This window comes from Corynebacterium kutscheri (genome assembly GCF_000980835.1).
GTDB lineage: Bacteria > Actinomycetota > Actinomycetes > Mycobacteriales > Mycobacteriaceae > Corynebacterium > Corynebacterium kutscheri.
Genome location: NZ_CP011312.1, coordinates 1,390,763 through 1,409,521, shown reverse-complemented (window position 1 = coordinate 1,409,521; position 18,759 = coordinate 1,390,763). Strand labels below are relative to the sequence as shown.

Genomic DNA, 18,759 nt, shown 5'->3' with positions numbered 1-18,759 from the left:
CCGGTTTTCTTTCCAGGTGAACTTAGCTAGGAAGAAAACTGGTTTTTTAATTAGTATTTGTCCATATTGCTCACTGTGTTAGCGGTAGTAATAAAAGGACGAAGATGACGCCAAATAAGAGGTGCTGTAGAGGCAGCAAATGCATTAGAAATATGGTTTTGATCCCGATAAACTACTATATTTCCAATAATCGCAGGACAGGATTCTTTGGTACAGAACCAATCTGCGGTATCCACAAAGGTCATATTCAGATATAGAGCAGCGTATTTCTGCGCTGGATCATATGTGGAATAGAAAGAATCACGCGGGATAGAACAGGATTCGGAAGGACTAGAAGATATCAAACATAAGCTGAGGTTGAAAGGATCTCCATCAGAATTAAAAGTCCATGGATTATCACGTAAGCCTAAAAATGGAATTTCGTTCCAAAACAACCGTTGCCAAAATTGAGCGTATCCCTCTGGTACGGTATCGAGACCTAATCCATGGGCACCGCTAGGACGAGTCGACGTGGAGATAACTACCGCCGGTTGCAATTCGACGATTTTGTGGATGGCTAATTCACTCCAACGCAGGCACGTAGTGCTGAGCGTTCCAGGAATTCCACTGATAATGGGACATTCTTGGCGCAGCAAAGGAATGATTTTGAAATTATGTTTTAGCCCTAACTCATGTAGTGGTTCAAGCCACTGCTCCGCATGTGAACCACCAGCAAGTATTACTACAGTTTCGGAACTAGTATCGCCATAGGAACAGTCTTTACCATGGTGACCGGTTGTGCGGAATACATCATAATTTTCATTGCGTCCTACTATGCAGCCATCGGCACCAGCTTTAGGATATACGCTACCGATAAGGCTAGGATCAGGTTGCGGCGCAACATTTATAGTTGCTGGCTGCCCATACCATGCCATGACCCCTGGATAATGTGTATCGTCGTTAAGATTGATTTCATTGGCGGCTTGTACGCGCGCAGAAAATTGGGGTAGTTGGGTATATAAGGAATAACCAATAAGGGTGATGAATACACCGGCGATACTGGCGGCTTTGGCAGAATAAGTAGTGGCAAAATTAGCTACTCCTTCTCTAAAACCAGATTCATAGCGACTAGGTCGATGACCTTTTTGCATCAGTGGTTGCTCGATGAGCTTATAGGTTGCATAAGCTAAAATGACCGAGACTGCTATGACGATGGTACCCAGTACCGTTTGAGATAAAGTATCACCGAAGTAACTGGTAGCAATAATAAGTAGCGGCCAATGCCATAAATAGAGGCTATAAGCAATAGTGCCCATAAATTGGCAGGAACCTGATGACAATATAGAACTAATTTGGTTAGCAGTAGTACCGCCGATGATAACTAATAGCGCGCCAGTAATAGGCAGTAGGGTTAGTGGTCCCGGAAAAGCTGCGGTGTCGAGAATAAGCAAACCGGTGCTCATAATCATTATGAGGCCGATACAGCTAAGAAGGGCTGCAATCGTTTTATTTTTTATAAACAACTGGTTGGCATAGATTGCAGCAAGTGCTCCTAGTCCAAATTCCCAGAGCCGGGATAATAGATTGTAATAGTTTTCGGGCGGTGACCAGATTCCATAACGCGCTGCATAAAAGAAGCTGCCAAAGCTAACTAGGGCAATAATTGAACCAGATACTGTTGAGTTGAGTTTTTTATGTGTTAATCGGTGTAGCAGGGTAATAACGGTGGTAAAAACAATAGCGCAAAGATAAAACTGCCCTTGTACCGACATCGACCATAAATGTTGCAGGGCGCTAGTGGTGGCATCTGCTACTGCATAATCGGCATTTTGCCAGGTGAGTTCCAAATTTTGGTAGTAAAGCAGACTAGCTTGAATTTGGCGGAAAAACTCTATGCTTTTTAGCTCAGGGGTGAAGTAATGAATCAATACGGTAGTGCCACCGAGAGTAATGATCAGTGCTGGTACTAGTCGGCGAATAGTACGCCATAATGGCCACCAAGGGTTAAGATTCGCCTTTTGTTTTGCTGCGTAGCGAAGTTGTGAGCCTAAGAAAAAATATCCAGATAGTAAAAGAAATACGTCAACACCACCAGAGACTCGTCCTACATAAACATGGAAGATAACAACTAATGCGATTGCTAAACCACGTAACCCATCTAAATCGAAGCGATAGTGTGGGATAGAAGATGGTACGCACGAAGAAACAGAACGATCGTTAAGGGTAGTCATAGAAAGAGTTGGTAAGTCAATAAAACTGAAGTGATGCGTTTATATTAAGCCAGTGTTGATTAACGTAGCAGGTTTAAAAAGTTTATTACCTAGCAACCTAAGATAAAGTTCATTTTAATAGGGTTAATGCCTGGAACAGATTGTGAAAGCGGTGGCGTGAGAAAGATCGTCGATAATTAATCTAAGAAGCAGATTATGGGGTAACTGTTTTTGTTTTAAGCGAGTCATAGTGTGTGTAGTGGTTAAAAGAAAACCAGAGTTTTTTGCTTACGGTCATGGTTATCGCTATAGTTTTTTAGGTTGTTTCTCTTTATTTTTAAGGCAAGTAAAAGTGAGTAGTTTTTGTTTACGCACTTATTTTGTTGTTAATTGTAGAAATAGCAGGTATTAACTGTGAACTGCCGTAACCGACTCCGGTCGAGCGGTGATCAGTCACCACAGTTTTATTAAAGGGCTGAACCGGCTGTTGCAACCGTGACAGTGGCTGAACTGCCCAGTGACCGAAAAGGAACATATTATGGCTGTAAAGATCAAGCTCCAGCGTTTGGGTAAGATCCGTACCCCGCACTATCGCATCGTTGTTGCTGACGCTCGTACTCGTCGCGATGGCAAGGTTATTGAAAACATTGGCATTTATGAGCCAAAGCAGGATCCTTCTGTTATCAAGATTGATTCTGAGCGTGCTCAGTACTGGCTAGGTGTTGGTGCACAGCCAACCGAGCCTGTTCTTGCTTTGCTGAAGGTAACTGGTGATTGGCAGAAGTTCAAGGGGCTTGAAGGCGCTGAGGGTACGTTGAAGGTTGCTGAGCCTAAGCCAAGCAAACTTGAGCTATTCAACCAGGCTCTTGCTGAGGCTAATGAAGGTCCTACCGCTGAAGCTGTAACTGAGAAGAAGCGCAAGGCTAAGGCAGATGCTGCCGCTAAGGCTGCTGCCGAGGCAGAGAAGACTGCTGAAGAGGCTCCTGCTGAGGAATCTGCAGAGTAATCTTTGCCGAATATAGCTAAAATTCCGCTCTTTCAATGAAGGAAGAGCGGATTTTTGTATTTCTACCTAAGAGAATTGTGTTGTAATACAGGTTGTGAAAATTACTTCATGTAATCCAGAAAACTAGGTTATAGAACGGTTAGTTTTCACTCATTAGTGAGCATTGTTAGTAACAAAATATTGTTTTCTGCTGCATCATTAGGGCAATCAACTCGGTGCACCACAAGCTTTTCAAGGTGAATGATCATCCCTGGATGAAGCCGGATGGTTTCTTCGGCTACGCTGAAATCTAGGGTACCAGTAAGACACTGCACAGTAATTGGATGTGCTGCTTTATGATCAGCTAACCGCTGGCCAGGAGCAAAATTGAAGGCAATGAGATTTGCACCTTTGCCAGAAAGTAGGCGGGTAACTGCAGGAACTTTTCGTTCGGGATTGGCTGCTGGTGCATTGCTAAGAACGTCGATAATTGCCATAGAATCAATAGTGGTTACAGCATCTCCGAAAGTGCTGGGTTGATTGGTGGGGATATCACTCATGAGGTTCCTTATATATTTGAATAGGGTCTACTACAGCGATTGTAGTGAGATGAAAAGAATCGTGGGGAGAATTCTTTTGTTGCCTGAGCATGCGGGGGATTAGCTACCTGCTACCCTTAGTCGCTATGGAGTTAATGATTGGTCGGGTAATTAAATCCCATGGGATAAAAGGCGAAGTATCGGTAGAGGTTACTACCGACGAGCCAGAAATTCGTTTTGCACTTGGTGAAGTACTCACCGGAAAGCAAGGGACAAAACAACATAGTCTTACTATTGCTTCGACGCGCTATCACCAGAATCGGATGTTGATTAAGTTCGAGGAAGTCTCAGATCGAACCACCGCCGATACCTTGCGCGGCACCCAATTTTTTGCTGCTCCACTAGAAAAAGCTGAGGATGAAGAAGGCTTTTATGATCATGAGCTAGAAGGTCTCAAAGTGATCAATTTACATGATCACAACCAAGAAATTGGTGTGGTTACTGGAGTTATCCATGGGCCAGCAGGTGAGATTTTAGAGGTTGAACTCTATGATCGTGGACAAGGTAGTAAAGACGTACTCATTCCTTTTGTTCATGCGATTGTGCCTGAAGTAGACCTTGAGACTGGTACCTGCATGATTACTCCGCCTGATGGTTTATTGGAGCTTTAATTTATGCGCATTGATGTAGTAACTATTTTTCCTGAGTATTTGGATCCTTTGCGTTATGCGCTACTAGGAAAAGCGATTGAGAAAAATATTCTTTCGATCGGTGTTCACGACCTGCGGTTATGGGCAACAGATGTGCATAAATCTGTTGATGATACTCCTTTTGGTGGTGGGCCGGGAATGGTGATGAAGCCTACTGTATGGGGTCCAGCGCTTGATGATGTGGCTGCTGGTGGTGGAGTAGTAGCGCAGTCACACCAGTTAGGTAGTGCACAAGAACATCGTAATCAATTGCGTCATGACGAACTGAATGGTGCTGAGTTTTCCGGTTATGAAGTAGCTCTTGATGTTCAGGAACAAGAAGATGCAGAGCTGCCTTTATTGATTGTTCCTACCCCTGCTGGAACACCATTTAGTCAAGTGGATGCGCAGGCATGGAGTAGAGAAAAACATATTGTTTTTGCGTGCGGACGATATGAAGGTATTGATCAGCGGGTTATTGAGGATGCGAAAAATCGGTATCGGGTTCGTGAGGTTTCTATTGGCGATTATGTGCTTATCGGTGGCGAAGTTGCAGTGCTGGTCATTGCTGAGGCTGTGGTGCGATTAATTCCTGGGGTATTAGGCAATAAATGTTCGCATGAACAAGATAGTTTTTCTGATGGTCTGTTGGAAGGGCCTAGTTATACCAAGCCGCGTCAGTGGCGGGGGTTATTGGTGCCTGATGTTTTAACAAGCGGTAATCATGGCTTGGTTGAAAAATGGCGTCGTGAGCAGTCACTACTGCGTACAAAACAGCGTCGCCCGGAATTGTTGGATGCTCTTGATCTTAGTGAAGAAGATAAAAAGGTAGTGCAATGATAAAAATGCGAGACGTATCGACAGACATTAATGTGTTGTTAACCAAAAAGGAGTGGCAAAAATTTTTGGAAAGTATCCCTAGCATATCTGACCTTGAGGTATCTGCAGTCTATGGCGATAGTGTGAATCTGACCTGTGAGCCTGACAATATGCTGGTTAATCAATTTGAACAGTATGAACAGCGTCCACCAATAGCGGAACAACTTTATCGCGTTATTGTTCATTCACGTAGCGATCTAGCATTGACCGAGGTAACTAAAAAGATTATTTCTGTTCTTGGTGAAGGAAGTTACTGGTATGGGACTTCGGTGGAAGGGCATCTTGACCAGGAGATAAGTGCTGCGTGTGCTTGGACACCCTAAAGTTGTTGACATGTCAACAACTTTAGGTTATGGTTAACCCATGCAATTCGGAATATTTACTATCGGTGACCTTACCCCAGACCCTACGACCGGTCGCGTTCTTAGTGAACATGAGCGTATTAAAAACACGGTAGAGCTGGCCAAGAAGGCAGAAGAAGTTGGACTAGATGTCTTTGCTACGGGTCAGCATCACAACCCACCATTTATTGCTCCGGCAAACCCACCCATCCTATTAGCGCACTTAGCTGCACAAACCGAGAATATCTTGTTCTCGACAGCTACGACGCTTATTACCACCACTGACCCAGTGCGGATAGCCGAAGATTATGCCTATGCACAGCACTTAGCAGATGGCCGTCTGGATCTTATGATGGGGCGCGGTAATACTGGTGCCGTATATCCGTGGTTCGGTGCAGATATTCGTAATGGATTATCGTTAGCCATTGAGAATTATCATTTATTACGTACTTTATGGCGTGAGAAGAATGTGAATTGGAAAGGAGAGTTTCGTACTCCACTACAGCAATTTACTGCTACTCCGCGTCCACTTGATGATATTCCTCCGTTTGTTTGGCATGGATCAATTCGTTCACCAGAAATTGCCGAGCAGGCTGCCTTTTATGGCGATGGTTTCTTCCATAACCATATCTTCTGGAATATTGAGCACACTCAGCAAATGGTACAGCTTTATCGTGAACGCTTTGAGCACTATGGCCATGGCAGCGCAGATCAAGCGATTGTCGGTTTAGGCGGTCAAGTTTTTGTTGCTGAAACAGAGAAAAAGGCGAAGGACTTCTTTAGGCCATATTTCGATAACGCGCCGGTATATGGACATGGGCCGTCATTAGAAGAGTTTGAACGTATGACTCCATTAACTGTCGGTACCCCGGAACAAGTTATTGAGCGTTATCTTAGCTACGCAGATGCAGTCGGTGACTACCAGCGTCAGCTATTTCTGGTTGATCATGCTGGTTTGCCGCAGGAAGTGGTCCTAGAACAGATCGAAATTTTAGGTAAAGAAATCGTTCCAGTTTTACGCAAGGAGTTTGAGGCTCGTCGTCCAGCGCATGTACCAAGCGATCCACCAACTCACGGTAGTCTGAAAGCCGCTGGACCGGATTCGTTACATCATAAGATTCGTCCTGCTGAAGAAATTGTGAAGGAAGACTAATGAAGCGCTTGGTTGTTATTGCCGTCGGGTTATCGGTGCCTTCAACGACACTTATGCTTGCCGAGCGAATTGCTGGCAGCGTGGAGGCACAGGTTTCAAAACGTGGTGAAGGGTTAGAAACACAGATTATTAATATCCGTGACCTAGCCATGGATCTTGCTCAGCTTATGACTACCGGTATTCCTAGTGAAAAACTACGCACAATTCAAGATGCGGTTAGTGCTGCTGATGCTTTAGTTGCGGTTACTCCGGTATTTAGTGCCAGTTTCTCTGGTTTATTTAAGATGTTTGTAGATTCGCTTGGTACCAATGCTCTTAATGGAATGCCAATGATTATTGCGGCAACTGCTGGTACTCCACGACATTCATTGGTGCTTGATCATGCTCTACGGCCACTTTTTACCTATCTGCGTGCTGTGATTATGCCTTCTGGAGTATTTGCAGCAACCGAAGATTTTGGTGGTAATAATCAACTACAAGATCGGATTACTCGTGCTGCACGCGAATTAGCAAGTTATATTGTTCGTACTGAAGTCTCGGTGGCTGGTTTTGGACCAGATTTTTCCGATACGGCACAACCACGTACCTCCGGTACTACAGTGCCAACAACTATTACCAACTTTGCTGATCTACTTAAAGGTCATGATGGTTGCTCATAGATAACGGATAAACCTAGGTTGAAAGGTTGCGTTAGCGTATATGCTAACGCAACCTTTTGTTGTGATCATTCAGCTTTGATGGGGTAATGCGCTAGAATCAGCCAAATGATTTCAGCGACGATTGCGAAAGAATTATCTGTTGATAAGTACCAAGTAGCTAAAGCATTGGAACTTTTGGCAGAAGGAAATACAGTCCCTTTCATTGCTCGCTATCGTAAAGAAGCTACTGGCGGCTTGGATGATTCTCAACTGCGAATTATCGAGGAACGCTCGCATTATCTTAGTGAATTAGCTGATCGGAAAGAAACAATTCTGGCAGCCATTGAAGAACAAGGGAAACTCACCGATACATTACGAGTACTTATTAATGAGTGTGATTCTAAAGCACGGTTAGAAGATCTATATCTGCCTTATAAAAAGAGGCGTAAAACTAAAGCAGATATTGCTCGGGAAGCAGGTTTAGAGCCGTTATTAGACACGATTATTTCCCATCCAGAAAAAGACGTCGAAAAGCTTGCCCAAGGATATGAAACAGAAAACTTTGCTGACACCAAGAAGGTATTGGAGGGAGCTCGTTCGATTTTGATCGATCGGTGTGCCCTTGATGCCGATTTGGTGGGTCAAGTACGCGAAAAAATGTTCAATACCGGCATTATGCTGGCACATGTTGTGGAAGGAAAACAGATCGAAGGAGCAAAGTATAAAGATTATTTTGACTTTGCAGAGCCTTTTACTACTTTGCCTTCACACCGAATTCTGGCATTACTTCGAGCAGAAAAAGAAGAAATTATCCATCTCGATCTTGATGCAGGTGATGAACAAGCCTATATTCAGGCCATCGCTTCTCGACTGGGCCTCGACCTTTCCTCACAATGGCTATACGATGCGGCACGCTGGGGTTGGAAAACAAAGCTATATATTTCTACTAGTCTTGATGTACGCATGCGCTTAAAAGAGCGTGCTGAAGAAGGCGCGCTAGAGGTGTTTGCACGTAATCTACGCGATGTATTATTAGCAGCTCCTGCTGGTCAGCGAGCAACCTTAGGACTTGATCCTGGTTATCGTAATGGTGTGAAATGCGCGGTCGTTGATGGTACCGGCAAAGTGTTAGACACATTAATTGTCTACCCGCATCAGCCTCAAAACCAGTGGAATCAAGCAGTGCAACAATTAGCTACCGTAGTGGCTACCCATGGTGTTGATTTATTAGCAATCGGAAATGGTACTGCAAGTAGGGAAACTGAAAAGCTTGCTGGTGAAATAGCGAAAATAATTGCTCAAGCTGGTGGGAAAAAGCCTATACCAGTAGTAGTCAGCGAAGCTGGTGCGTCAGTATATTCGGCCTCTGCTCTTGCTGCAGCAGAGTTTCCTGATATGGATGTTTCTTTACGTGGTGCTGTTTCTATTGCGCGGCGCTTACAAGATCCGCTAGCTGAGTTAGTAAAAATTGATCCTAAAGCAATTGGGGTTGGACAATATCAGCATGATGTTAACCAAACTGCGCTAGCGCGAACTTTGGATGCAGTAGTAGAAGATGCCGTGAATGCAGTCGGTGTCGATGTTAATACTGCCAGTGTGCCGTTATTAACCCGTGTTTCTGGAATAACAGAAACACTAGCTAAAAATATTGTGGCTTATCGCGATGAGCATGGTTCTTTCCGATCGCGCTCGGCATTGCACAAAGTGCCACGCTTAGGCCCGAAGGCCTTTGAACAATGCGCTGGATTCTTGCGTATTCACGGTGCTAACGATCCACTTGATGGTTCAGCTGTACACCCAGAAGCCTACCCAGTAGTGCATAAGATCGCACAGGCTACCGGTTTGGAAGTTACTGATCTGATTGGAAATTCGCGGGTACTTGCCACGATACGTCCTGGTGATTACGCCGATGATACTTTTGGTATTCCAACCATCACCGATATTCTTGGCGAACTTGATAAACCAGGACGTGATCCACGCCCAGAGTTTAAAACTGCCACTTTCAAAGAAGGTATAGAAAAAATTTCCGATCTTAGTCCTGGAATGATTTTAGAAGGCAGTGTTACCAATGTGGCTGCTTTTGGTGCCTTTGTTGATATTGGGGTACACCAAGACGGGCTGGTTCATGTTTCGGCATTAGCAAATAAATTTGTCTCTGATCCTAGTGAAATTGTTCGTTCTGGTGATGTAGTTAAAGTAAAAGTAATTGAGGTTGACGTAGAGCGTAAACGCATTAGTTTAAGCATGCGCCTTGATGATGAAGTGGGTATGTCGCGTTCTATTCCACGTGCACAGGACCAAAAAACTGGTGTAGTAAACCGGAAACAGAACGCTCAAACACCTCAACTACCAGGGCGTAATAATCGATCTGCTCATCGTAATACATCGCGAAATTTACGAGATACTAAATTAAGTACCCATAGCAGACAGAGTGAGTCACCGGGAGGATCAATGGCAGATGCATTAAAACGAGCTGGTTTTGGTCGTTAGATTTTTTGCTTTGCTCAGGTAGTGAACCTTACTTGGTCTGTGATAACGCATGAGCATTTTTGCTGGATAAACTCCATTATTTATTTGGTGTAAGCGCTCTTTTTGTGGCATAATGCTCAAGTTGTCTTTTGTTTACTGCTTTAAAAAGTGGTGGCTGATAAAAGCAGCTGTACTTGTAATAGGCATGAACCAGCCGAGCACCGTAATATCGGAAGCGCCGCTAGGGTCCTCTGTCTGAAAAGAAAATAAAGGATTGTTTTAATGAACATTCTCGACAAGGTTGATGCAGCATCCCTGCGCAACGATATTCCTGATTTCCGTCCAGGTGACACCCTTGATGTGCACGTAAAGGTTATCGAGGGTAGTAAGTCTCGTATCCAGGTATTCAAAGGTGTTGTTATTCGCCGTCAGGGCGATGGTATCCGTGAGACCTTCACCGTTCGTAAGGTGTCTTTCGGTATTGGTGTAGAGCGTACTTTCCCAGTACACACCCCTAATATTGAGAAGATTGAGGTTATTACTCGCGGTGATGTTCGTCGCGCTAAGCTGTACTACCTGCGTGAGCTACGTGGTAAGGCTGCCAAGATTAAGGAGAAGCGCTAAAAATTAATGCCTTGATTTAAGGCATAGTTTTTATAGCGATTTTTTCGTCCGCCCCTGTATCTTTTCTTATGAAAGACACAGGGGTTTTTCTTCTTTTTATGCTTGGCAAAGAATTACAAAGTAACCGTTCGAATGAGCCGTACGAATGGAAAGAAACAAAACTATAGTTTGCTCTGTGCGCCAGGGATAAATAGATTTCACAAATGCTGCTAAAGTCGATGGACGTGAACGTAGGACGTAGACGAGACGCAGCTGCCAGCGAAGAGAAAAAACAAACCCCGTGGTATATCGAAATTCCCGTGGTTATTGTGATTACGCTGGTGTTCATTATGGTGATCCAGACTTTCATCGGCAGGATTTATATGATTCCTTCGCAATCAATGGAGCCAACTTTGCATGGTTGTACTGGTTGCACTGGGGATCGCATTTATGTCGATAAACTTGCCTACCGTTTTGGTGATCCAGAACCTGGTGATGTGGCAGTTTTTAAAGGCACTGACTCGTGGAATGTTGGCTATGTTTCACAGCGAAGTGATAATTCTTTGATCCGGGGACTACAAAATCTTGGTGCCATCGTAGGATTAATTGCACCAGATGAAAATGACTTGGTTAAGCGTATTATTGCTACCGGTGGACAAACTGTTCAATGTCAAGAAGGCGATCCCGGCATTATGGTCGATGGTAAGAAAGTCGAGGATTTCTATACGCTCTCCCCAGCGCAGTATCCTATTGACTCGACCACTGGTTCGCAGGAATGCGGCGGATTCTATTTTGGTCCTATTACCGTGCCAACCGATCATTACTTCATGATGGGTGATAATCGGACTAATTCTGCTGATTCTCGGTACCATCTTGGTGATGAATATCAAGGCACCATTCCACGGGAAAATATCAAAGGTAAGGTGCAAGCGATTGTCTTCCCCTTTAACCGTATTGGTAGCGTTGAGGATTACGATCTCTAATTTATTATTGGTCACAGGATGTCAGAACGGATTAAGGTGCGTCAGCTTAAACAGCTGCGCACCTTTGAGGTGGCACTAGAAAAACATGGTCTTGGTCCGGTTGCTGGTGTTGATGAGGCTGGTAGGGGAGCGTGTTGCGGGCCTATTACGATTGCTTCTTGCATTTTGCCGCCGCAGCCGATTAAAGAGCTAGAGATTCTTACTGATTCTAAAAAACTTAGTGAGCGCCAGCGAGCTGCACTTTTCCCGCGCATTATCGACAACGCACTAGATTATCGAATTTTGCATATTCCAGCGTATGAGATTGATGCGTTAGGTATCCAGCACGCCAATATTTCTGGAATGCGAAGAGTCGTCGAAACGCTTAATGTACGCCCTGGTTTTGTGCTTATCGACGCAATGAAAGTGCCTGGTTTAACGAGCCCAAGTTTGTCGGTGATCGGTGGTGATGGGCAAGTACGCTGTATCGCTGCAGCTAGTGTGTTGGCAAAATATTCCCGTGATGAAGTGATGAAAGAACTTAGCCAGCGTTATCCTGAGTATGGTTTAGAAAAGCACAAAGGCTATGGAACAAAAGCACATATGGCTGCGGTGAGCCGCCACGGAAAAATTGCTGAGCATCGTTATAGTTATGCCAATGTTAAATACGCCCAGGCGCAGTGGGAGCGTAACTCAAGGAGGCTAGAAGGATGAGCGCTGAGGAGCTAGACAACTATGAAGCAGAAGTAGAGCTGTCCTTATACCGTGAGTACCGCGATGTTGTCAGCCAGTTCTCTTATGTAGTAGAAACTGAACGGCGTTTTTATCTCGCCAATGCAGTTGAATTAATCCCACATACTCAAGGAAATGAGGTGTACTACGAGGTACGCATGTCTGATGCTTGGGTATGGGATATGTATCGATCTGCGCGCTTTGTGCGTTATGTGCGGGTCATTACATATAAGGATGTCAATATTGAAGAACTAGATAAGCCTGATCTCATTATTCCAGAGTAAAACGCAATAATTACTGTTTAAGAACATTTATTCTGTGCTCTTAACCCCGTGCTCATTTTTTTAGATGAGCACGGGATTTTTTAGTTTGGGATCATGAATAAAAAATGAAACGATATGAAAGAGGAAGCCGAGCGAATATAACGTATGTACACAATAAAAGCAATAGTTTGTGATCATGAAAGTATTGTCTGGGGATAACAGAAAGTTTAAAACCAGTAGTTATCCACAGATTTTGCTTATTTTTCTATTTTCTCTTGTGTCCTAGCTGTAAACACGCAACACTAAGGGTAATCACGGTTGTATTCGTGATGGGGATCTTAGCGGTATGGGGATGTTTACCTGTTAAGGAAGACATCCATGTCCAATAATTTAGACGGGGTACGTCAAAGAAAAATAGCGACACTAACTAGTGCTCTTATGTCCTATGCAACCCTGGGCGCGTATGGGGAGCAGCTTATTGCGGAAGAATATCGGTGTCGTGGATACCTTATCGTAGAGAAAAATCGGCGCTATAAAGAAGGCGAAATTGACCTCATTGTGATGAGCCCAGATAAACAAGTGGTCTTCATCGAGGTGAAAACCAGAACCACGCCAGATTTTGGTAGTGCGGAAGCTGTTACACCGGCAAAACTACGTCGTCTTCGTAAAGTTGCCCGCAACTGGTTAGCTGATAAGCATAAAGAAGGTAACCGTTTTGTTGGAGTCCGTTTCGATGTTGCCACAGTGATTATTCATGGCGAAAGCAATGAGCCTGAAATCGAGATTTTTCAAGGAATCGATCATGGCGCTCGCTAGAACATTATCGGCAGCATTCATTGGGGTAAGCGCATATTTGGTCGAAGTAGAAGCCAATGTTGGGCCAGGCTTACCCGGAACATATATTGTTGGTCTAGCAGATACTGCTATTGCAGAATCACGCGATCGAATGAAAACAGCAGTACAAAATACCCGCCTACAGTGGCCGAAAACCAAAATTATTGTCAGTTTATCACCGGCACATCTACCTAAATCCGGTTCACATATGGACCTGGCCATGTGCATGGCAATTGTGTATGCAACAGAATCACGAACCCAAGTACGAGCACGACTAGCAAACACACTACTGATTGGTGAAGTTGGTCTAGATGGACGAATCAGACCGGCACTAGGAGTTCTCCCAGCTTTAGTGGTGGCAAAAGAAAATGGAATACGCAAAGCAGTTATTCCTATTGATAATGCTAAAGAAGCAACCCTAATAAGCGGAATAGAGGTATATGCTGCCGCAACTTTAAGTGGCGTCGTAGATTGGTTAGCTGGTAATGGGCAATTAACGTTAATTCATGCTATGTCGCATATGTCGGATAACGAAAAAACCGATAAAGATTTTTGCGACGTTATTGGCCAATCTGAGGCCAAACACGCTTTAGAAATTGCTGCTGCAGGTGGTCATCATGTACTAATGATTGGCCCGCCTGGATCAGGGAAATCCATGCTTGCTGAACGCTTACCGACGATTCTTCCACCATTAAAGATTGAGCAAGCGCTTGAGGTGCTTTCTATACATTCAATAGCTGGACGCAGTCTTTATCAAACAGTGCATCGTCCACCGTTTATTGCTCCGCATCATTCGATAACTCGCGCAGCATTGTTAGGCGGTGGTAGTGGAAATCCGCAACCAGGAGCCGTAAGTTTCGCTCACCATGGGGTGCTGTTTTTAGATGAAGTCAGCGAAATTTCTGGTGCAGTTCTTGATTCTTTACGTACCCCTTTAGAAGAAGGCGAGGTTCGACTATTACGTTCGCGTCGAGAAATAGTATTCCCGTCACAGTTTCAGCTCGTTTTGGCAGCAAACCCTTGTCGGTGTGCTGCTGAGGATCCTTCGCAATGCCGATGTAATGTGCATGCGCGGCTAACATATTTGGATAATTTATCTGGTCCATTGCGAGACCGTTGTGATATGTTTGTGCACACAAAAGCTAAAGGATCACAGGTACGCTCAAATGCAGAGGAGTCTTCGGCAACAATTGCCGAGCGGGTGGCATTAGCGCGGGAACGCAGTCAACATAGATGGCAGGCTTTAGAACTACCAGTACATACGAATGCGGCAATAAATCCAGCTTTATTGCGACGAGATTTTCCTGCTAGTGAGGATGCTATGGCTTTATTAGAGGCATACCTTAGTACCGGGGAGATTAGTCAACGACGGGTCGATAAAACCTTAAAAGTGGCCTGGACACTGTGTGATCTGGAAGGTACAAGCAAACCCAGTTTAGATCAGGTGGCCCGTGCGCTAGAGCTTCGAACAACAACTGTACTACGTGATGCCTCATGAATGATCGAGATAAAGCATGGGCATATTTATCGCGGGTGGTAGAAGGGCCTAGCGCACATATTTATCGTCTTCTTGAGCAAGGTTATTCGGTAGAAGAAATTGCGCATGGGGTTTCTCATAGAAGCGATTGGATTGGTGGATTATTAAAAGAAACCCAAGCACGCTGGGATTGGCGCCGCTATGAAGAAGACTTAAAAATTATTTCGGATTTAGGTGGACGATTAGTTACCCCGGATTCTTTAGAATGGCCGCGAGAAGAATGTGAACAGGCATTTGGTTTTGCAGCTTCTGGGGTAAGTGAACATGTGCGCAGCTATCAAGCAGATGCATTACCACCCCATGCCCTATGGGTTCGAGGAGCGGATTTAAACACCACCATAGTTTTTAGTGTGGGCGTAGTTGGTACTCGAGCAGTAAGCAGATATGGGAAGTTAGCAACAAGACAACTTGTCCAAGGGTTAGTAGATAAACATGTAGGGATTATTTCTGGGGGAGCTATTGGAATTGATAGTATTGCCCACACTCAAGCACTTCATCGTGGTGGGCGTACTACTGTAGTTACTGCATGTGGACTGGATCGAACCTATCCAGCACGAAATGCCGATCTTTTTGAGCAGATTGTTAATAATGGTGGGTGCATTATAAGTGAGTACCCACCAGGAACTACCCCGCAGCGGCATCGGTTTCTTACTAGGAATCGACTAGTAGCAGCATTAAGTTTAGGTACGGTCGTAGTTGAGGCTGCCTGGCGTTCTGGAGCATTAAACACCTTAAGTTGGGCTGCAGGTTTTGGTCGAGTAGCAATGGCCGTTCCGGGTCCAATTACTGGGGTATCTTCACTAGGATGTCATGAGCGTATTCGTAGGGGAGAAGCAGAATTAGTATGTTCTGCCGATGAGATCCGTGCACTCATTAGCAAAATTGGTCAGGTTGATATAGATGGTCACTATGAGGATGAGTTCGCTGCGAATGCAGTGCAAAAATTAAGCCGCAATGAGCTGCGAGTATATGATGCATTGCCTATGTTTAACAATTTTGGTTTGGATGCCTCGTCAATAGCGAAAAATACTGGTTTGCCGCTGGGATTAACAATGCACCTTCTTATTGATCTAGAAAATAAGTCAATTGTGCGTAGAGACAAAAATCAATGGTGCAGGCAGGAATAGATAAATCTACAACTTTTGGAGGGTAACTACGAAAAAAGTTTGAGTTTAGGCTTGCATACTTTCTTCTTCATGAATTAATGTAGATGAGGCAAGCCTAAGTGATTGACCGAGGGTTCGGGCTGGTTCCCTCACAGGTTTCTCGCGAGTTGGGTTTCGCATTATGGGTGAGTCTAAAAGTGAGGCCGGAGTATTATTGTGCTTCGGCCTCACTTGTTTTATCTTGCTAGGCTAGACGACGTGAGCCAGCTGCATGAGCTTATTAATGACTACGCCGACCATCTAGAATTAGTGGTCGGAAGATCACCTGCAACTGTTAAAGGTTATGTTTCAGATCTCAATGATTTTGCTGCCGAAAATCCAACATTGGCAGATTTCCAACTTGCCCATTTGCGTAATTGGTTAGGTCAAGCTGTTGAAGCAGGAAAAAGCCGTGCGACCTTGGCCAGACGGACAGCTGCAGTAAGAGGATTTTCTACCTGGTTGGTGCGCAATGGATATTGCGCAAGTGATCAAGCACGCCGATTGGTTGCCCCTAAAGCACAGCGATCGCTACCAAAAATACTTAGCCCAGATAAAGCTGCCGAGCTTATGGAGGTATCGGCAGCAACTAGTGAGGAAGAATATCTTCGCGATACCGCTATTCTAGAGCTGCTCTACGCCACTGGTATGCGTGTTGCCGAGCTAAGTGGAATTAATCTTGGCGATATTAACCCACAGCGTCGTACCGTGATTGTTACTGGTAAAGGTAATAAACAAAGAGTCGTTCCCTATGGTGATAAAGCTGCTGTGGCTTTAGAAAAGTGGAATGAAGTGCGTGGACAATTAGCCCATAGCGATGAATTAGCACTTTTTGTAGGAGTTCGTGGTGCGCGGATCAATACTCGACAAGTACGTCGTATCGTTGAGCGTGCCGGGGGCCAGGCGCGCGTTGAGCGGCTAAGTCCACACGCTTTAAGACACAGTGCAGCAACACACATGCTTGATGGGGGAGCAGATTTGCGTGTGGTACAGGAACTTTTAGGACATTCCTCTTTACAAACCACACAAATATATACCCACGTGAGTTCCAATAGGCTTATCGACGCTTACCAAAAAGCACATCCGCGTGCGTGAAAAGCAATCGTCGTAACGCAAAGTTGAGTTTTTAAGGTTTGAGTCGAATAATCGGAAAATCAAGCAAACTCAGCGGATTAAGGTATTCGTCTTTTCCGGTTCGAGCGCCCCAATGTAAACCTGGATACCCATCAGTAGGATGACTAAGTGTGCCAATGACCTGCCCTTCAGATACTTTATCGCCTGCAGTAACTAGGGCGTGTACTGGTTGGTAGGTAGTGCGAATCCCGTCGGCATGATCAATAGAAACAACCGGTATTCCCGCAACCATACCGGCAAAGGCAACTGTGCCATCTTCTGCTGCAAATACTTGACTACCGATAGCTAAAGCAAGATCAACGCCTCTATGCCCTGGGAGCCAATTACGTTCAGGCTTATTAAAACCACGCAGCACTGTTCCAGGTTTATGAGAGCCAGTAGTTGGACTTATATATGCCTGTGCTGGAAAAGCAGTGATGAATAATATGGCAATACTAAAAATTGAACTTAGAAGTAAACGGTAGGGGCTAGTAATTTTCATATTTATTAGTTGAACACATGTTGGTGTATTTGGGTAGGGCTAAATTTGAGAATCACATCAAAGTAGGACTAAGATTTTCCGCTAGCAGTGTGTCTTGTGGCGCATTGACTTTCGCGCGGTCATCATAAGCAAAGTAAACGTGGTCCACTGTGGTGGTGTTTACTTAAGCGATGGCAGCCAGGACGCAGGGAGAACCTGCGCAATGTATAAACCAAAACTTCGAAACATAGAAAGAGGGCAACCATGGCAGTCGTAACCATGCGCGAGCTTCTCGATGCTGGTGTTCATTTTGGCCACCAGACCCGTCGTTGGAACCCGAAGATGCGTCGTTTTATCTTCACCGATCGCAACGGCATCTATATCATTGATCTTCAGCAGACCCTGACCTACATCAATGAGGCATACGAGTTCGTTAAAGAAACCGTTGCTCACGGTGGCACCATCTTGTACGTAGGCACCAAGAAGCAGGCTCAGGAATCAGTTGCTACCGAAGCAGCTCGTGTTGGTATGCCTTATGTTAACCACCGCTGGTTGGGTGGTATGCTCACCAACTTCCAGACCGTTTCTAAGCGTTTGCACCGCATGAAGGAACTCCAGAACATGGAGAACACCGAGGGTGGTTATGAGGGTCGCACCAAGAAGGAAATTCTTATGCTTACCCGTGAGCGCACCAAGCTAGAGCGCGTTCTTGGCGGCATTGCAGAAATGCACAAGATTCCTTCGGCAATGTGGGTTGTTGACACCAACAAGGAGCACATTGCGGTTGCTGAAGCACACAAGCTCAATATCCCAGTTGTCGCTATCCTTGACACCAACTGCGATCCAGACGTTGTGAACTACCCAGTTCCAGGTAACGACGATGCAATTCGTTCTATTGACGTTTTGACTCGCGTTATTTCCGCAGCAGTTATTGAGGGCAAGAAGGCTCGTGAAGAGCGCAACCTAGCTGCCGCAAAGGAAGCTGCTGGCGATGGCAATAAGACCGAAGTAGCTGCCAAGGTAGAGGCCACTGAAGAAGTAGCTGCCAAAGTAGAAGCTACCGAAGAGGTTGCAGCTAAGGTTGAGGCTCCTGCCGAGTCTTAATTAAGCATGCTTGCATAACGCCTTTTAAGACAGCTTCAGGTGCTGCCTTTAAAAGGCGTTTTTGCCTTGAACTGCAAAGTTTCAAGTTTTTAAGTACTCTGTT

19 protein-coding genes are annotated in these 18,759 nt (G+C 44.9%); 16 read left to right on the top strand and 3 right to left on the bottom strand.

Annotated elements, in window-relative coordinates:
• Positions 1-50: 50 nt before the first annotated feature.
• A complete protein-coding gene (locus tag UL82_RS06480) occupies positions 51-2,210 on the bottom strand; it encodes an acyltransferase family protein (RefSeq protein ID WP_046439807.1) in 2,160 nt (719 codons plus the stop codon).
• A gap of 517 nt (positions 2,211-2,727) precedes the next feature.
• Between UL82_RS06480 and rpsP the strand changes: the two genes are divergently transcribed.
• The gene (gene rpsP / locus UL82_RS06475; protein ID WP_046439805.1) at positions 2,728-3,195 is read left to right on the top strand and encodes a 30S ribosomal protein S16; all 468 of its coding nucleotides are present in this window, start codon (positions 2,728-2,730) and stop codon (positions 3,193-3,195) included.
• A 146-nt stretch (positions 3,196-3,341) separates the two neighbouring features.
• Here the strand turns inward: rpsP and UL82_RS06470 are convergent, their stop codons facing one another.
• Positions 3,342-3,671, bottom strand: coding sequence for a cupin domain-containing protein (locus UL82_RS06470; RefSeq protein ID WP_083966514.1), 330 nt, complete (start codon positions 3,669-3,671; stop codon positions 3,342-3,344).
• Positions 3,672-3,859: 188 nt separating this feature from the next.
• Here UL82_RS06470 and rimM point away from each other — a divergent pair, with 188 nt between their 5' ends.
• The 14 genes from rimM (at position 3,860) to UL82_RS06400 (ending at position 17,053) form a co-directional block, all read left to right on the top strand.
• Positions 3,860-4,384, top strand: a complete 525-nt coding sequence (gene rimM / locus UL82_RS11295) for a ribosome maturation factor RimM (protein WP_046441306.1) — start codon at positions 3,860-3,862, stop codon at positions 4,382-4,384.
• Between the two features lie 3 nt (positions 4,385-4,387).
• Positions 4,388-5,242: a tRNA (guanosine(37)-N1)-methyltransferase TrmD gene (gene trmD / locus UL82_RS11290; RefSeq protein WP_046439801.1), complete on the top strand. Its 855-nt coding sequence runs from the start codon at positions 4,388-4,390 to the stop codon at positions 5,240-5,242.
• The gene (locus UL82_RS06455) at positions 5,239-5,604 is read left to right on the top strand and encodes a hypothetical protein (RefSeq protein ID WP_046439799.1); all 366 of its coding nucleotides are present in this window, start codon (positions 5,239-5,241) and stop codon (positions 5,602-5,604) included. The genes trmD and UL82_RS06455 overlap by 4 nt, the downstream gene beginning before the upstream one ends.
• Positions 5,605-5,644: 40 nt before the next feature.
• Positions 5,645-6,775, top strand: coding sequence for an LLM class flavin-dependent oxidoreductase (locus UL82_RS06450; RefSeq protein ID WP_046439797.1), 1,131 nt, complete (start codon positions 5,645-5,647; stop codon positions 6,773-6,775).
• A complete protein-coding gene (locus UL82_RS06445; RefSeq protein WP_046439795.1) occupies positions 6,775-7,434 on the top strand; it encodes an FMN reductase in 660 nt (219 codons plus the stop codon). The genes UL82_RS06450 and UL82_RS06445 overlap by 1 nt, the downstream gene beginning before the upstream one ends.
• 105 nt (positions 7,435-7,539) lie before the next feature.
• Positions 7,540-9,903 carry a Tex family protein gene (locus tag UL82_RS06440; RefSeq protein ID WP_046439793.1) on the top strand — a complete coding sequence of 788 codons (2,364 nt, stop codon included), beginning with the start codon at positions 7,540-7,542 and terminating at the stop codon, positions 9,901-9,903.
• 261 nt (positions 9,904-10,164) lie between these two features.
• Positions 10,165-10,506: a 50S ribosomal protein L19 gene (gene rplS, locus UL82_RS06435; protein WP_046439791.1), complete on the top strand. Its 342-nt coding sequence runs from the start codon at positions 10,165-10,167 to the stop codon at positions 10,504-10,506.
• Between the two features lie 218 nt (positions 10,507-10,724).
• Positions 10,725-11,468, top strand: coding sequence for a signal peptidase I (lepB, locus tag UL82_RS06430; RefSeq protein ID WP_236685497.1), 744 nt, complete (start codon positions 10,725-10,727; stop codon positions 11,466-11,468).
• An 18-nt stretch (positions 11,469-11,486) separates the two neighbouring features.
• Positions 11,487-12,161 (top strand): ribonuclease HII, encoded by a 675-nt coding sequence (locus tag UL82_RS06425; protein WP_046439787.1) that lies wholly within the window; start codon positions 11,487-11,489, stop codon positions 12,159-12,161.
• The gene (locus UL82_RS06420; RefSeq protein ID WP_046439786.1) at positions 12,158-12,463 is read left to right on the top strand and encodes a DUF2469 domain-containing protein; all 306 of its coding nucleotides are present in this window, start codon (positions 12,158-12,160) and stop codon (positions 12,461-12,463) included. The genes UL82_RS06425 and UL82_RS06420 overlap by 4 nt, the downstream gene beginning before the upstream one ends.
• Positions 12,464-12,820: 357 nt before the next feature.
• Positions 12,821-13,258 (top strand): YraN family protein, encoded by a 438-nt coding sequence (locus tag UL82_RS06415; RefSeq protein ID WP_232009534.1) that lies wholly within the window; start codon positions 12,821-12,823, stop codon positions 13,256-13,258.
• Positions 13,245-14,774 (top strand): YifB family Mg chelatase-like AAA ATPase, encoded by a 1,530-nt coding sequence (locus UL82_RS06410; RefSeq protein ID WP_046439784.1) that lies wholly within the window; start codon positions 13,245-13,247, stop codon positions 14,772-14,774. Before UL82_RS06415 ends, UL82_RS06410 begins: the two co-directional genes overlap by 14 nt.
• The gene (gene dprA / locus UL82_RS06405) at positions 14,771-15,940 is read left to right on the top strand and encodes a DNA-processing protein DprA (RefSeq protein ID WP_046439782.1); all 1,170 of its coding nucleotides are present in this window, start codon (positions 14,771-14,773) and stop codon (positions 15,938-15,940) included. Before UL82_RS06410 ends, dprA begins: the two co-directional genes overlap by 4 nt.
• 237 nt (positions 15,941-16,177) lie before the next feature.
• Positions 16,178-17,053 (top strand): tyrosine recombinase XerC, encoded by an 876-nt coding sequence (locus UL82_RS06400; protein ID WP_046439780.1) that lies wholly within the window; start codon positions 16,178-16,180, stop codon positions 17,051-17,053.
• 31 nt (positions 17,054-17,084) lie between these two features.
• Here UL82_RS06400 and UL82_RS06395 read toward each other — a convergent pair whose 3' ends face one another.
• On the bottom strand, positions 17,085-17,573 hold the full coding sequence (locus UL82_RS06395) for a M23 family metallopeptidase (RefSeq protein ID WP_046439778.1): 489 nt from the start codon (positions 17,571-17,573) through the stop codon (positions 17,085-17,087).
• A gap of 243 nt (positions 17,574-17,816) precedes the next feature.
• Here UL82_RS06395 and rpsB point away from each other — a divergent pair, with 243 nt between their 5' ends.
• On the top strand, positions 17,817-18,656 hold the full coding sequence (gene rpsB / locus UL82_RS06390; RefSeq protein WP_046439776.1) for a 30S ribosomal protein S2: 840 nt from the start codon (positions 17,817-17,819) through the stop codon (positions 18,654-18,656).
• Positions 18,657-18,759: the final 103 nt, after the last annotated feature.

What these genes read in the sequence shown, in the direction of transcription:
- UL82_RS06395 (WP_046439778.1), bottom strand. Translation starts at nt 17,573, where the DNA reads ATGAAAATTACTAGCCCCTACCGTTTACTTCTAAGTTCAATTTTTAGT.
- rplS (WP_046439791.1), top strand. Translation starts at nt 10,165, where the DNA reads ATGAACATTCTCGACAAGGTTGATGCAGCATCCCTGCGCAACGATATT.
- UL82_RS06480 (WP_046439807.1), bottom strand. Translation starts at nt 2,210, where the DNA reads ATGACTACCCTTAACGATCGTTCTGTTTCTTCGTGCGTACCATCTTCT.
- dprA (WP_046439782.1), top strand. Translation starts at nt 14,771, where the DNA reads ATGAATGATCGAGATAAAGCATGGGCATATTTATCGCGGGTGGTAGAA.
- UL82_RS06455 (WP_046439799.1), top strand. Translation starts at nt 5,239, where the DNA reads ATGATAAAAATGCGAGACGTATCGACAGACATTAATGTGTTGTTAACC.
- UL82_RS06425 (WP_046439787.1), top strand. Translation starts at nt 11,487, where the DNA reads ATGTCAGAACGGATTAAGGTGCGTCAGCTTAAACAGCTGCGCACCTTT.
- UL82_RS06415 (WP_232009534.1), top strand. Translation starts at nt 12,821, where the DNA reads ATGTCCAATAATTTAGACGGGGTACGTCAAAGAAAAATAGCGACACTA.
- UL82_RS06470 (WP_083966514.1), bottom strand. Translation starts at nt 3,671, where the DNA reads ATGGCAATTATCGACGTTCTTAGCAATGCACCAGCAGCCAATCCCGAA.
- UL82_RS06445 (WP_046439795.1), top strand. Translation starts at nt 6,775, where the DNA reads ATGAAGCGCTTGGTTGTTATTGCCGTCGGGTTATCGGTGCCTTCAACG.
- lepB (WP_236685497.1), top strand. Translation starts at nt 10,725, where the DNA reads ATGGACGTGAACGTAGGACGTAGACGAGACGCAGCTGCCAGCGAAGAG.
- UL82_RS06420 (WP_046439786.1), top strand. Translation starts at nt 12,158, where the DNA reads ATGAGCGCTGAGGAGCTAGACAACTATGAAGCAGAAGTAGAGCTGTCC.
- rimM (WP_046441306.1), top strand. Translation starts at nt 3,860, where the DNA reads ATGGAGTTAATGATTGGTCGGGTAATTAAATCCCATGGGATAAAAGGC.
- rpsB (WP_046439776.1), top strand. Translation starts at nt 17,817, where the DNA reads ATGGCAGTCGTAACCATGCGCGAGCTTCTCGATGCTGGTGTTCATTTT.
- UL82_RS06410 (WP_046439784.1), top strand. Translation starts at nt 13,245, where the DNA reads ATGGCGCTCGCTAGAACATTATCGGCAGCATTCATTGGGGTAAGCGCA.
- UL82_RS06440 (WP_046439793.1), top strand. Translation starts at nt 7,540, where the DNA reads ATGATTTCAGCGACGATTGCGAAAGAATTATCTGTTGATAAGTACCAA.
- trmD (WP_046439801.1), top strand. Translation starts at nt 4,388, where the DNA reads ATGCGCATTGATGTAGTAACTATTTTTCCTGAGTATTTGGATCCTTTG.
- UL82_RS06450 (WP_046439797.1), top strand. Translation starts at nt 5,645, where the DNA reads ATGCAATTCGGAATATTTACTATCGGTGACCTTACCCCAGACCCTACG.
- rpsP (WP_046439805.1), top strand. Translation starts at nt 2,728, where the DNA reads ATGGCTGTAAAGATCAAGCTCCAGCGTTTGGGTAAGATCCGTACCCCG.